Source organism: Hafnia alvei (assembly GCF_900095695.1).
GTDB classification, from domain to species: Bacteria; Pseudomonadota; Gammaproteobacteria; order Enterobacterales; family Enterobacteriaceae; genus Hafnia; species Hafnia alvei_B.
The window spans coordinates 1-12,926 of record NZ_FMIQ01000010.1 but is presented as its reverse complement, the minus strand read 5'-3'; the positions used below and the strand labels follow the sequence as shown (position 1 = coordinate 12,926).

Below are 12,926 nucleotides of genomic sequence, written 5' to 3'. Positions count from 1 at the left end.
TCTTGCCGCCTTGCTGTAACTCCAACTAATTCGGGTATCTTTAGATACTTACAAACTAAAACATCTCACATCAAAATAGGCGTTATCGGCGCAGACAGTTTGTGGGCGGCCAGAGCGGAGCTACCGGAGCGTACATAGCTACCGGAGCGTACATAAGTACGCGAGGATAGCGAGCACTGCCCAACCACAAAATGGCAAGTAAGATAGCCTATTTTTATTTACCCGCCCCTTCGATATCTTCCGAGCTTCTCGTCAGGTAATACGCACCTAAAATTGGGATCGCCGTCAGGCACATCACGCACAGCGCAACCACGTTAGTGACCGGTACATCACGCGGGCGGTTAAGCTGATTTAGCAGCCACAGCGGTAACGTGCGCTCATGCCCTGCGGTGAAGGTGGTGACGATGATTTCATCAAATGACAGGGCGAAGGCCAGCATTCCGCCCGCCAGCATGGCGGATGCCAAACTCGGCAACATCACGTGACGAAAGGTTTGCCAGCCATCGGCGCCCAGATCCATGGAGGCTTCAATCAAGCTGTGCGACGTGCGGCGAAAACGGGCAATGACGTTATTGAATACAATCACCACGCAGAAAGTGGCGTGACCAATCACAATCGTCATCATCCCTGGTTCCATGTTGAGCGTTTTAAACGCCGAGAGCAGCGCGATACCCGTAACGATGCCGGGCAATGCAATCGGTAACAGGATCAAAAAACTGATGGTCTGCTTGCCAAAAAACTCACGACGATACAGCGCAGCCGCCGCCAAGGTGCCAAGAATAAGCGCGATGGTGGTTGCCATTGCCGCAATTTGCACCGAGAGCCATAGGGCATCCCAAACATCCTGCCTTCCCGCTGCAACCTCAAACCAGTGCAGAGTGAAGCCTTTTGGCGGGAAGCTGAACGCCGAGTCCTCGGTGTTAAAGGCGTAGGCGGCAATAATTAAAATCGGGAAGTGTAAAAACACCAGCCCACCCCACGCGGCGATTTTGAGTCCCCACGGTGCAGCGTTGAGATCAGAGCGCATCGAAAGCCCCCAAACGTTTCACGATGGTTAGATAGATAGCAATCAGCACAATAGGCACCAGCGTGAAGGCTGCGGCCATCGGCATATTGCCAATCGCCCCTTGCTGGGCATATACCATGCTGCCGATGAAGTAACCGGGTGGCCCCACCAGCTGTGGCACAATGAAGTCACCCAGCGTGAGGGAGAAGGTAAAAATCGATCCGGCGGCAATGCCTGGAATTGCCAAAGGCAGCACGATATGACGGAAGGTTTGAACCGGACGCGCACCGAGATCCGCAGAGGCTTGTAACAGGGTTGGCGGCAAACGTTCCAGCGCGGCCTGAATCGGCAAAATCATGAACGGCAGCCAGATGTACACAAACACCATGAAGCGCCCAAGACCCGACGTCGACAGCGTGCTGCCGCCAATATCAGGGATCCCCAGCACCCACGCCAGCACCGGCTCTAATCCCATGTAATGCAGGAACCATTGTGCCACGCCGTCTTTTGCTAACAGCAGCGTCCACGCATACACTTTAACGATATAGCTAGCCCACATCGGCATCATAATCGCGATGTAGAAGAAGGCTTTGCTACGACCGCTGGTGTAACGCGCCATGTAGTACGCGATGGGAAACGCCAGCAGTCCACAGGCCAGAGAAACCAAAATCGCCATCGTTAAGGTACGCACAATGATGTCGTAATTCGATGGATTGAACAGCGCCTTGAGGTTGTCGAGCGTGAAATCCGGCGTTACCGTCATGGTGAAATCATCAAAGGTATATGCACCCTGCCACAGCAAGGTGAATAATGACCCTAGATAAATCACCCCAAACCATAGCAGCGGCGGCGTGAGTAACAGCAGTAAATAGAGCGTCGGGCGGCGGTATAAAAACGTGGAGAACCGGCGCGCCGGACGGTTACGAACTTCGGTGTAGTCCATGCCCATCTCCATCTCAGCGATCTCCCGCCAGCGCCACCATCGCATTCCTTTCCCAGCACAGGCGAACCGGTTCACCGGTATTCCGCACCGGCTGTAAAAGCTGCTCTTGCGTATTGCCCTGACTCACGAACAAACGAACGCCGTTGTCGATCATCACTTCATAGCGCGTTGCAGCACCTTGGTAATGGACGTCGCGTAAAACGCCCTGAACGTGGATCTCTTCTGGCTTCGCCACATCACGTGCAAAACGAATATGCTCTGGGCGGATCGAGAAGATCCCCGGCTGTCCGAGCAGAGTTTCTGCCGATGGGCCACGAATAACGTTTGAAGTACCGACGAATTCGGCCACAAAGGCGGTTTCCGGCTGCATATAAAGCTTTTGCGGCGTATCGACCTGCTCAATTCGCCCTTTGCTAAATACCGCCACGCGATCGGACATCGACAGTGCCTCGCTTTGATCGTGGGTGACAAAAATGAAGGTGATGCCCAGCTGGCGTTGTAGCTTTTTCAGCTCGGTTTGCATCTGCTCGCGCAGTTTGAGATCGAGCGCGCCAAGCGGTTCATCCAGCAGCAAAACGCGTGGACGGTTCACCAGCGCACGCGCCAAAGCCACACGCTGACGCTGACCACCGGAGAGTTGAGAAGGCTTACGCTCGCCATAATCAGCCAGCGCAACGCTGTTAAGCGCTTCACGGGCACGGCTTATGCGCTCATTTTTAGCGACGCCTTTCACCATCAGTCCGTAGGCAATATTCTCCAGCACGCTCATGTGGGGAAATAGCGCGTAATCCTGAAACACGGTGTTCACATCACGCTGGTAAGGCGGCAGTCCGGCAGCCTCTTGGCCTTGGATACGAATAGAACCGCTGGTTGGCTGCTCAAAGCCCGCAATCAAACGCAAACAGGTGGTTTTTCCTGAACCTGAAGGCCCTAGCAGAGAGAAAAACTCTCCCTCTTTAATCGTCAACGAAACGCGATCGACCGCATGAACGTCGCCGTAGAGTTTGGATACATCAATTAATTCAACAGAGCCGCTCATTTTTATGTTCTCCGACAAAACTGTAAAATTTTTGGTGGATGCCTCAGTAGGCGTAGCGAGCGCAGAGAGTTTGAACATGGACAGCGCGCAAGAACCGGAACGTACACGTAGTACGTGAGGATTCTGAGCACTGCCCTAGTTCAAAATATCAAGCGCAGTAGCCTAATGAGACATTCACTATCTGCCACCCATGATGGCGATATAGTCCTGCGTCCAACGGCTATACGGCACACACTGGCCTTGGCTTTCACACTTGGCCTGCGGTGTTTTCCAGAAGGCAATTTTGTCGAAGAATTTATAGCCGTTCGCTTCGCAACCGTTGCCACCTAATAAGGTGCTGGCTTTACAGCCCTCAGGCACGGCTGGCAGAGAGCCAAACCATGCGGCGACGTCACCTTGAACTTTTGGCGTGAGCTGCCAGTTCATCCATTTATAGGCGCAGGTCAGATGCTTAGCCTGTGCGTGCACCATGGTGGTGTCTGCCCAGCCTGTCGCGCCCTCTTTCGGGAATACGGCATTGATTGGCTGGCCTTCGTTTTTCAGGCCGTTAGCTTGGAATGGCCATGAGCTACCGGCAGCGACGCCTTCGTTTTTGAAGTCACTCATCTGCACTGAAGCATCGTGCCAATAGCGGTGAATCAGCGGATGTTGCGTACGAAGTAAATCGAGCACCGCCTGATATTGGGTTTCGTTCAGCTCATACGGATCTTTGATCCCCAGCTCAGGCTTGGCGGTTTTTAAGTAGAGCGCGGCATCGGCGATATAGATTGGGCCGTCATAGGCCTGTACGCGCCCTTTGTTGCTTTTACCATCCGGCAGGTTTTGTGGTTCGAAGATCACGCCCCAAGTGTCTGGCGCTTTTGGAAATACTTTGGTGTTGTACATCAGCAGGTTAGGCCCCCACTGATACGGGGTGCCGTAAACTTCACCTTTGACGGTGTACCACGGTCCATTGACCATTCGAGGGTCGAGGTTTTTCCAGTTCGGAATTAAAGCGGGATTGATCGGCTGAACGCGTTTGCCATAAATCAGGCGCAATGAGGCATCGCCGGACGCGGTGACCAAATCGTAGCCACCTTTGGCCATCAGGCTAACCATTTCATCGGAGGTGGCTGCCGTTTTGATATTGACCTTGCAGCCGGTGTCTTTTTCAAACTGGGTCACCCAGTCGTAGTTTTTGTCGCTTTGGCCACGTTCGATATAACCTGGCCATGTAATGATATCGAGCTGCCCTTCAGCCGGGCCGAGCTTTTGCGGTAGTCCATCGGCCTGAGCAGTTGCAATCCCACCCAGTCCGCTGATACAGAGCGCCGAAAGCGCCGTGATAACTGTATTTTTCATTGCTATCCCCTGTCTGTGTAGTGCTGCTATTTAGTGCGGCAGATGGACTGCCTGCATTGTTATGTAATCAATTGCTTAGTGCTTAAAACTGCGCTTTTACTTTCGCCATGATGTGGCGCACAACGCTGTAATCCTGCAAAGCATCACCGGATAAATCCTTGCCATAACCAGAGCGCTTAAGACCGCCGTGCGGCATTTCGCTAACCAGCGTGAAGTGCGTATTAATCCACGTTGTCCCGTACTGAAGCTGCGCCGCTAGCTGCCACGCCCGATCGATATTTTTGGTCCAAACGGAAGACGCAAGGCCGTATTCAGATTCATTCGCCCACTGCAACGCCTGCTCTAAGGAATCAACCGGCGTAATACTCACTACAGGGCCAAAAACCTCGCGCTGAACAATTTCATCCTGCTGCTGACAGCCTGCGAGGATCGTAGGTGGATAGAAAAAACCGGGGCCGGAATGCATCTGCGCACCGGTGATCCGTTCGATATGCGGGTGACCCAGCGCCCGTTCGACAAAGCTGGCCACGCGATCGCGCTGTCTGGCGCTGATAAGAGGGCCCATTTCATTTTCACTATCGTTGCTGCGCGCATAGCGTAAAGAGCTGGCTGCGTGGCCGAGAGATTCCACCAGCGCGTCATAAATTTTGCGGTCGGCGTAAACACGGCAAGCAGCGGTACAATCCTGTCCGGCGTTATAGAAACCGTAGCGGCGAACTCCCGCGACCACGTCATCTAAATCGGCGTCATCGCACACGATCACTGGCGCTTTGCCACCCAGTTCCAAATGCGTGCGTTTCACGTTCTTGACCGCCGCCTGCATGATTTTCTGCCCGGTGACGATGTCGCCGGTAAGGGAAACCATACGTACCAGCGGGTGATTCACCAGATAATTCCCCACGGTTTCACCGCGCCCATAAACGACGTTAATCACGCCCGTAGGGACGATGTTGCGTAATAAAGGGATCAGAGCCAGTGTGGAAAGTGGTGTGTGTTCGGAGGGTTTGAAGACGACGGTATTGCCCGCGGCTAACGCAGGAGCCATTTTCCATGCTGCCATCATCAAGGGGTAATTCCATGGTGCAATGGACGCCACCACGCCGATAGCATCACGGCGAATCATCGAAGTATGACCTTCCAGATATTCCCCTCCTAGCTGCCCATGCTGGCAGCGTACGGCTCCGGCGAAATAGCGAAAGGTATCAATAGCAGCGGGAATATCGTCTGAAAGAGCCTGATGGTAGGGTTTGCCGCAGTTGAGTGATTCAAGCTCGGCAAACATTGTTGCATGGCGTTCAATCACATCAGCAATCGCCAATAATACGGCAGCGCGTCGAGCTGGGATGGTGCGAGACCATGATGGAAAAGCGCGTTGCGCAGACTCCACGGCGTCTGAAACCTGCTGAGCAGAAGCTTCGGCGAGCAACAGCAAAACTTCACCGCTGGCCGGATTGAGCAATTGCTCTTCTGGGCCTTCTCCCGTGACCAGCAGACCATCAATGAATTGCTGTGTGTTAAGTCCTTGCGTCGCGCTGCTCATGCTGCGTTCCTCTAGGGCAAAAGAGACATTATTAAAATGTCATTTATTTGTAATTAAAATGTAAATTAATTCATTTTAGCCTAGAGCAGCCGCTAGCTAGCGGCAAATACGAAATTATGAACGCTGCATTCGATTATTTAGATACCTGATGTTTTATAGGGATATAGGGGGTGTTATAGCTTACGCGCCCCGCTATTCTCGCGGGCAATTTGCAGAAACGGGGTAACAAGCTCTGGCCTTGCACTGCCGCGCCGCCATGCTAATCCCACATCCAGCGGTTCTGGAGTATCGACTAGCGTGCGGGCTTCAATCATATTTCCCTCAAGCGACCACGGGCGATAGGCCATATCAGGAAGCAAAGCGACACCAATGCCAGCGGCAACCAAGCTGCGCACCGCCTCGGTGGATGCGGTGCGCATGGCGATGGTTGGCGTAAGTTTAGCTTTCTCCCAGATGCGGCGTAGATGGCTGCCCATCTCGTCGGTGTTTAGCTGGATAAGCGGTTCTTTCACCACGTCGGCCAGACGAATGCTGTCATTTTCCAGCAACGGATGCAGTGGAGGGAGCCATAAGCGATATGGCGAGTGCATCAGCACTTCAGTTTGCAGCGCATCTCGGTCTTCGAGATTCGATAGAATAAGCACCCCAATATCAATCTCACCGTTGACCAATAAGTGTTCAATGTAAGGGCGTTCATCTTCAACCAGTTGGGTGGTGACATTGGGATAAGCCGCACGAAAACGAGTCAGCATATCCACCAGAAAGTAGCCGGCGACAAGGCTGGTAACGCCAATTTTTAGCGTTCCGCTAAGGTTCTCGCAACCCAACTCCAGGCTGCGCTTGGCATTTTCAACCGTGGCGAGAATCAAATATGACTGGCGTAGAAATTGATGTCCTTGATGGGTGAGTTCCATTCCCTTCGCATGGCGCTTAAATAATACGGCGCCAATCTCCTGCTCCAGCAACTGGATAGCCTGCGTTAATGAGGACTGGGAAACAAAAACCGTCTGCGCGGCGGCAGAAATCGATCCGGTTTCTGCAACGGCAATAAAATGGCGAAGCTGGCGTAAGGTCATCATGGGGAGATCATCCGTTTAAGTGCTGATGATCAAAGTGTAGACAGGAAAAGCATCTCGTTCGGTTTTATGTCAAAAGTATGACGGCGTTCGGATTTTCCGAATTGATATCTCTACTCACTGGGGAAAACTACGGTGGTCGGGGAATATTAAAATTGCGGAGTGTTAAATAGACGAAAGCCCTGAGTCATTGCTGACTCAGGGCTTCTGAATGTGGCGGAACGGACGGGGCTCGAACCCGCGACCCCCTGCGTGACAGGCAGGTATTCTAACCAACTGAACTACCGCTCCGCGTTGTTCCTTGTGGGAACGATGCGGATAATACGGATACCGCTCGGAGTCGTCAACTGTTTTTCTAACAAAGAATTTCAACTGAGCGCTTTTTCATCTTTTTGGCTATTTTTCAACAAATTCCGCGCAAAAAACTACTCAGCTTCAGCACGCCATAAACAGCTGCCGCCTTTCTTTTGCACCAAATCAAGCCGACGTTCATGTTCAGCTAATTCATCCGCATTGGCTCTCACCACTTTTAGCGCGTGTGCTTTACGGATTATCTTTTGTACTTCACCCGTTGGCCTCGCCTTCTCGCCTTCGCTCTCCATGGAGAATGTGAGCGACGTTTGCCCGCCCGTCATCGTTAAATAGACGTCGGCCAGTATTTGGGAGTCAAGTAATGCGCCGTGCAGTGTTCGCTTGGTGTTATCTATTTCGTAGCGATTGCATAAGGCATCCAAACTGTTGCGCTTGCCAGGGAACAAGCGGCGCGCCATGACCAAGCTGTCGGTGATCTTACAGAAGGTTTCCGTCTTTGGAATATCGCGATTGAGCTTACGGAACTCATAGTCCATAAACCCGATATCAAACGGTGCATTATGAATAACAAGCTCAGCACCGCGGATGAACTCCAGAAACTCGTCGGCGATATCAGCAAAAGTTGGTTTATCCAACAGGAAATCGTCGCTGATACCGTGAACACCATAAGCCTCTGGATCGACTAAGCGATCGGGCTTGATGTAAACATGGAAGTTACGCCCCGTTAAACGACGGTTGATGACCTCAACCGCACCAATTTCAATGATTCTATGTCCTTCGTAGTGAACCCCCAGCTTATTCATACCGGTGGTTTCTGTATCGAGGACGATCTGTCGAGTTATTCCTGTGCTCATAATGTCACTTTATGTCAGACTTAGGGTTTTGACTGCGGAGTAGTCTACCAGAGATGCTAAAACAGGTTGAGATTTTCACCGATGGTTCTTGCCTAGGTAACCCCGGTCCCGGTGGCTACGGTGCCATATTGCGCTACAAGCAACACGAAAAGACCCTAAGCGCAGGATACTACCTAACCACCAACAACCGCATGGAGTTGATGGCAGCCATTGTTGCATTGGAAACGCTAAAAGATCCCTGCGAAGTGGTATTGTGCAGCGATAGTCAATACGTTCGCCAAGGTATCACGCAGTGGATACATAATTGGAAAAAGCGTGGCTGGAAAACAACGGATAAAAAACCGGTTAAAAATGTCGATTTATGGCAACGCCTAGACCTCGCCATTCAATCACATAAAATTGAATGGGTGTGGATCAAGGGCCATGCCGGTCATGTAGAGAACGAGCGCTGCGATGAATTAGCGCGTACAGCCGCAGGTTCCCCCGATAGAGATGACACCGGCTACCAGCCTGACAACAAATAAAGCGAGATGTCAGGCGGTCTTTAGTCAGATCGTTTGCGAAAGCTCTTCGTCGCACCAACCGTTCCACGCCATCTCGCGCGCTGGCTTCTCTCTCGAAGAGCGGTCGGCGTGAGAGGAACGGTTCTTTTGCGCGCCACGATAATGCTTAGGCAGCCCAATACGGGTAAATGTTTGCCAAGGAATAAACCACCGCGACGATTCCACGGTAAAATTTGGCTGCGATTCTCATACAAAACTTCATAGTTTAGGAGTTGCAGCCAGTCTTGCATTCTCATCATGCTAAACATTCGGCTGCTGTAAGGCAGTCGATTACGCAGTTTGGGAACCAGTTTGCCTAAGCCAATCAAGCTGGTTGGATTAAACCCGGTTAAGATGAGCCAACCGTCATCCACGAGCACGCGGTCAACCTCACGTAGGATTCGGTGGGGATCGCTGGCGAAGCTTAGCGTATGGGCAAGCAGGCATGCATCAACGGATTTAGCGGCAAAGGGTAAACAGCATGGGTCGGCAATCACCTGTAGATTATCGCCTTTCACACCCACGCTAACCTGATGGGAAATACCGCATTTTTCGGTAGAGAGCTGAGAACTCAACGTGCCGATTTTAAGAAGATGATAACCAAATAGCTTCGGCCACCATGGCGCAAGCTGCTGCTCTAATGCGGCACGGTAATACTCTCCCCAAGGGATCTCACTCCAAGACAACGGAGGAGAAATCATTCGTGTTATCTGTGCTGGTTTCATCCGTTCACCTATACAGGGGGAATACCCCAATGGAGAGCTATCGATTATGAATCTTATCAGTATCCCTGCAATGCAAGATAACTACATTTGGCTGCTCGCCAACGATCAGCAAGAATGTTTGATCGTAGATCCCGGTGTTGCGGCTCCCGCTTTACACTACCTGACGGAAAATAAGCTTACTCCTAAAGCCATCCTACTCACGCATCATCATAATGACCACGTAGGCGGCGTGGGCGAGCTTTTGCAGCACTATCCGGATATTCCCGTATATGGGCCGCAAGAAACAGCCAATAAAGGCTGCACGCAGCAAGTTCGAGGACACGATGAAATTACCGTATTAGGTATGACTTTCAGCGTGTTGGATGTTCCTGGGCATACTCTCGGACATATTGCTTACTATGCTACCCCCTACCTGTTTTGTGGAGATACCTTATTTTCAGCGGGTTGCGGACGTATTTTTGAAGGTACGCCTGAGCAAATGTATGCCTCTTTACAGCTCATTGCGCAACTTCCTGATAACACCTTAATTTGTTGCGCTCATGAATATACTGAGTCAAATCTTAGGTTTGCAAGATACGTTTTACCAGAAAACAAAGAGATTGAAACATATCAGAAACAAGTTCACGAGTTACGGTTAAAACATCAACCTAGCGTGCCTTCTTTACTCAAAATAGAGAAGGAAATTAATCCTTTTTTACGTTTTTATGATAATGATTTACAACGAAATTTAGGATTCGAAAATCAACCAAATAAGACTTGGCAAGTTTTTGCCCGCCTACGCGACATGAAAGACAGCTTCTAAAGCTTTTTGTTGTGTTTTGAGGCTAGGCAAAGTATTATTGCTCGTCTTTTAATCACCAGTAGACACACACATGAAGGCTAAAGCAATTATCTTTGCCTCTATGTTGCTGGCCGGGTGCCAAGGCGTAAACCATCACGCTAATGAGCCCGAACAGTATGCACAGAGTTTGTCTTCAGTCAGTCGAAGTGAAGCAGGACAGCCCTCAAAGGACGCTCGAGCGACCTCCGCGCGATGGCTCAACGATAGTAGTAGTGACATTGCGCAGAAAGATTTGTGGGGCTTCATTAGTGACGATCTGAAGATGAAGGTTCCGGACAATAGCCGGATCCGCGAACAAAAAAATAAATTTTTAAGAAATAAGAGCTATCTCCACGATGTAACATTACGGGCAGAGCCGTATATGTACTGGATAGTCGAGCAGATTAAGCAACGTAAAATGCCGATGGAACTGGTACTACTACCCATAGTGGAGAGCGCTTTTAACCCACACGCAACGTCATCCGCTAACGCCGCAGGGCTTTGGCAGATAGTTCCTCAGACGGGGCGCAATTACGGGTTGAAACAGAACCAGTGGTATGACGGTCGACGTGATGTTGCCGCCTCTACCACCGCCGCATTGGATATGATGCAGCGAATGAACCGCATGTTTGGCGGTGACTGGTTATTGACGGTGGCTGCATTTAATAGCGGTGAAGGCCGTGTAATGCAGGCAGTCAAAGCGAATAAGCGTAAAGGTTTGCCGACTGATTTTTGGTCTTTGTCATTGCCACGCGAAACATCTATCTATGTTCCGAAGATGCTAGCACTGAGCGATCTGATCAAAAATAATAAACGTTATGGCATTAAACTGCCGCAGTCTAACGACCAACGTGCGCTGGCAAAAGTTGATGTAGGGCAACAGATTCAGTTGACTCAGGCCGCAGAAATGGCGGGCATGTCTCTGACGAAGATTAAGGCATTTAATCCTGGTTACAAAAAGAATGTAACCGCACCAAATGGCCCGCACTACATCATGGTGCCAAAAGCACATGTTGAGCAGTTTAAAGATTCACTGGCCGAAGGCGAGATTGCAGCAATCCAGCCCAGTGCACAGTTAGCATCAACGAGCACCTCGTCTAAAGCGAAAGTTTCAGGCTATAAAGTTCGTTCGGGCGATACGATATCTGCAATTGCTAAGCGTTTAAATATCAGTCAGAAAGAGTTGTTGAGCATGAATAATCTGCGCAGCAACAGCAAACTGAAAGCCGGTCAGACATTGCAGGTTGCGGATAACGCCAGCACGTCGATCGCTGATAACAGCAGCATTACTTACAAGGTACGTAAAGGCGATTCACTGGCCAGCATTGCAAAACGTCATGGTGTAAACATCAATGATGTGATGCGTTGGAACAGCGTCATTACGAAAGCGAGTCAAATTCAGCCGGGCGATATGCTAACGCTGTATGTAAGAGACTCAGCTAACTCCAATAGCTAATGTTAGTAAGTAGAATCAGTTAAACGCAAAAAGCGCCGAAAGGCGCTTTTTTTATAGCTGGATTTTAACTCAACGATTTAGTCAGGTTTGAAATCAACCAATAATGGATTATGGTCAGATGCCTGTGTAACTAGCACCGATGCCTCAACAACACCAAGTCCACGGTAGAAAACAAAATCTAATGGCCGTCCAAAGGCTGTACGACGGCGATCGTTGGTAAAGTTAACCTCTTGTAGCTCCATCCCACTTGCAAACCGCTGTAGCGCGTTGATGCGCTGTTTGCTCCAAGCGTTAAAATCACCGGCCATGATCACAGGACCTTTGTGTAGAGCTATCTGTTCGCCAATAGGATCGAGCTGTTTGCTATATACGTCCACACCCAAGCTAAAATTTACAGCATGGATGTTCACGACCATTAATAACCGTCCGTCAAACAACGGATAAACAGTGACTAGCGCAGATTTCGACAATCGAATTAACGGTTCTTTTTCCCGCAGTGGGCAGCAATAAACCGGGTGTGCGGCAGCCAAAGTCATCACGCCAGAAGGATGCTGCGGGAACGAGAACGCAGGAACTTGATCGGCGGTAAGATAATTGCTTGTCGCAAATTTGACTAATTCAGGCGTAGTCTGCGCCTCTTGCAAAAGAACAAGCTGCGAGCTTCGACCATATTCCTTTAATACTGACAGCCAGTCTGAACGCTGCTGCTTAAAGATATTCCACACCATAATGCGTAGAACATTATCTGTTGGAAGAGATTGAGTAACGGGCAATGTTTGCCCCAGCTCATTCATTGCGCCGGGGAATACTCGCTCAGCAGGAAGACCCGCCACATACCTCATGGCATAATTTTTTTTCCGCACTTTCGCCGCCTGTTAGTTAAAACTCATTCAATCATTTCAACAATCGTTCGAGAATTATACGCCTTCCACAACGACATCAAAAATAATCTAAAACACTTAACTTGTTATAGGGACTAATACTAGGAAAAACAACTGTAGCAGAAGAAATGGCGAGTAAAGCTAGGTAAGTTAGGCATGAATTAGCGCTGATTTGGCGTTACCAAAAAGCAAATACAAAAAAGCCTGCTATTGCTAGCAGGCTTTTTGCAAATAGGTGGCGGAACGGACGGGGCTCGAACCCGCGACCCCCTGCGTGACAGGCAGGTATTCTAACCAACTGAACTACCGCTCCACCGATTCTTTCTCTCACATCAGCATTCGTCTGATGTCAGTTTGTTCCTGTTATTTTCCGTGTCAGGGAAAGACGATT

Annotated in this window: 12 protein-coding genes and 2 tRNA genes; 3 read left to right on the top strand and 11 right to left on the bottom strand. The window is 50.2% G+C overall.

The window, feature by feature from the left end; genetic code table 11:
• Positions 1-214: 214 nt before the first annotated feature.
• The 8 genes from BN1044_RS04050 to dnaQ form a co-directional block, all read right to left on the bottom strand.
• Positions 215-1,027 carry an ABC transporter permease gene (locus BN1044_RS04050; protein ID WP_072307657.1) on the bottom strand — a complete coding sequence of 271 codons (813 nt, stop codon included), beginning with the start codon at positions 1,025-1,027 and terminating at the stop codon, positions 215-217.
• A complete protein-coding gene (locus BN1044_RS04045) occupies positions 1,017-1,949 on the bottom strand; it encodes an ABC transporter permease (RefSeq protein WP_369828313.1) in 933 nt (310 codons plus the stop codon). Before BN1044_RS04045 ends, BN1044_RS04050 begins: the two co-directional genes overlap by 11 nt.
• A 13-nt stretch (positions 1,950-1,962) precedes the next feature.
• Positions 1,963-2,988: an ABC transporter ATP-binding protein gene (locus BN1044_RS04040; RefSeq protein WP_072307656.1), complete on the bottom strand. Its 1,026-nt coding sequence runs from the start codon at positions 2,986-2,988 to the stop codon at positions 1,963-1,965.
• Between the two features lie 177 nt (positions 2,989-3,165).
• Entirely contained in the window at positions 3,166-4,329 is a 1,164-nt protein-coding gene (gene ydcS, locus BN1044_RS04035; RefSeq protein ID WP_040047060.1) for a putative ABC transporter substrate-binding protein YdcS, read from the bottom strand.
• A gap of 82 nt (positions 4,330-4,411) precedes the next feature.
• Positions 4,412-5,869, bottom strand: coding sequence for a gamma-aminobutyraldehyde dehydrogenase (locus BN1044_RS04030; protein WP_072307655.1), 1,458 nt, complete (start codon positions 5,867-5,869; stop codon positions 4,412-4,414).
• Positions 5,870-6,042: 173 nt separating this feature from the next.
• Positions 6,043-6,948 carry a LysR substrate-binding domain-containing protein gene (locus BN1044_RS04025; RefSeq protein WP_063585805.1) on the bottom strand — a complete coding sequence of 302 codons (906 nt, stop codon included), beginning with the start codon at positions 6,946-6,948 and terminating at the stop codon, positions 6,043-6,045.
• 211 nt (positions 6,949-7,159) lie between these two features.
• Positions 7,160-7,236 (bottom strand) — tRNA-Asp (locus BN1044_RS04020).
• 134 nt (positions 7,237-7,370) lie between these two features.
• On the bottom strand, positions 7,371-8,111 hold the full coding sequence (gene dnaQ / locus BN1044_RS04015; protein WP_072307654.1) for a DNA polymerase III subunit epsilon: 741 nt from the start codon (positions 8,109-8,111) through the stop codon (positions 7,371-7,373).
• A 53-nt stretch (positions 8,112-8,164) separates the two neighbouring features.
• Between dnaQ and rnhA the strand changes: the two genes are divergently transcribed.
• Positions 8,165-8,635, top strand: a complete 471-nt coding sequence (gene rnhA, locus BN1044_RS04010; protein ID WP_072307653.1) for a ribonuclease HI — start codon at positions 8,165-8,167, stop codon at positions 8,633-8,635.
• Between the two features lie 20 nt (positions 8,636-8,655).
• Here rnhA and BN1044_RS04005 read toward each other — a convergent pair whose 3' ends face one another.
• Positions 8,656-9,378 (bottom strand): class I SAM-dependent methyltransferase, encoded by a 723-nt coding sequence (locus BN1044_RS04005; RefSeq protein WP_072307652.1) that lies wholly within the window; start codon positions 9,376-9,378, stop codon positions 8,656-8,658.
• A gap of 46 nt (positions 9,379-9,424) precedes the next feature.
• Between BN1044_RS04005 and gloB the strand changes: the two genes are divergently transcribed.
• On the top strand, positions 9,425-10,180 hold the full coding sequence (gene gloB / locus BN1044_RS04000; RefSeq protein WP_072307651.1) for a hydroxyacylglutathione hydrolase: 756 nt from the start codon (positions 9,425-9,427) through the stop codon (positions 10,178-10,180).
• Between the two features lie 70 nt (positions 10,181-10,250).
• Positions 10,251-11,654, top strand: a complete 1,404-nt coding sequence (gene mltD, locus BN1044_RS03995) for a murein transglycosylase D (RefSeq protein WP_072307650.1) — start codon at positions 10,251-10,253, stop codon at positions 11,652-11,654.
• Positions 11,655-11,731: 77 nt separating this feature from the next.
• On the opposite strand, the gene BN1044_RS03990 is transcribed toward mltD, so the two are convergent.
• A complete protein-coding gene (locus BN1044_RS03990; RefSeq protein WP_071889959.1) occupies positions 11,732-12,517 on the bottom strand; it encodes an endonuclease/exonuclease/phosphatase family protein in 786 nt (261 codons plus the stop codon).
• A 254-nt stretch (positions 12,518-12,771) separates the two neighbouring features.
• A tRNA-Asp gene (locus BN1044_RS03985) sits at positions 12,772-12,848 on the bottom strand.
• Positions 12,849-12,926: the final 78 nt, after the last annotated feature.

Bases quoted from the DNA above. Each gene is read 5' to 3' on its own strand.
- BN1044_RS04050 (WP_072307657.1), bottom strand. From the start codon at position 1,027: ATGCGCTCTGATCTCAACGCTGCACCGTGGGGACTCAAAATCGCCGCG.
- BN1044_RS04045 (WP_369828313.1), bottom strand. From the start codon at position 1,949: ATGGACTACACCGAAGTTCGTAACCGTCCGGCGCGCCGGTTCTCCACG.
- BN1044_RS04040 (WP_072307656.1), bottom strand. From the start codon at position 2,988: ATGAGCGGCTCTGTTGAATTAATTGATGTATCCAAACTCTACGGCGAC.
- ydcS (WP_040047060.1), bottom strand. From the start codon at position 4,329: ATGAAAAATACAGTTATCACGGCGCTTTCGGCGCTCTGTATCAGCGGA.
- BN1044_RS04030 (WP_072307655.1), bottom strand. From the start codon at position 5,869: ATGAGCAGCGCGACGCAAGGACTTAACACACAGCAATTCATTGATGGT.
- BN1044_RS04025 (WP_063585805.1), bottom strand. From the start codon at position 6,948: ATGATGACCTTACGCCAGCTTCGCCATTTTATTGCCGTTGCAGAAACC.
- dnaQ (WP_072307654.1), bottom strand. From the start codon at position 8,111: ATGAGCACAGGAATAACTCGACAGATCGTCCTCGATACAGAAACCACC.
- rnhA (WP_072307653.1), top strand. From the start codon at position 8,165: ATGCTAAAACAGGTTGAGATTTTCACCGATGGTTCTTGCCTAGGTAAC.
- BN1044_RS04005 (WP_072307652.1), bottom strand. From the start codon at position 9,378: ATGAAACCAGCACAGATAACACGAATGATTTCTCCTCCGTTGTCTTGG.
- gloB (WP_072307651.1), top strand. From the start codon at position 9,425: ATGAATCTTATCAGTATCCCTGCAATGCAAGATAACTACATTTGGCTG.
- mltD (WP_072307650.1), top strand. From the start codon at position 10,251: ATGAAGGCTAAAGCAATTATCTTTGCCTCTATGTTGCTGGCCGGGTGC.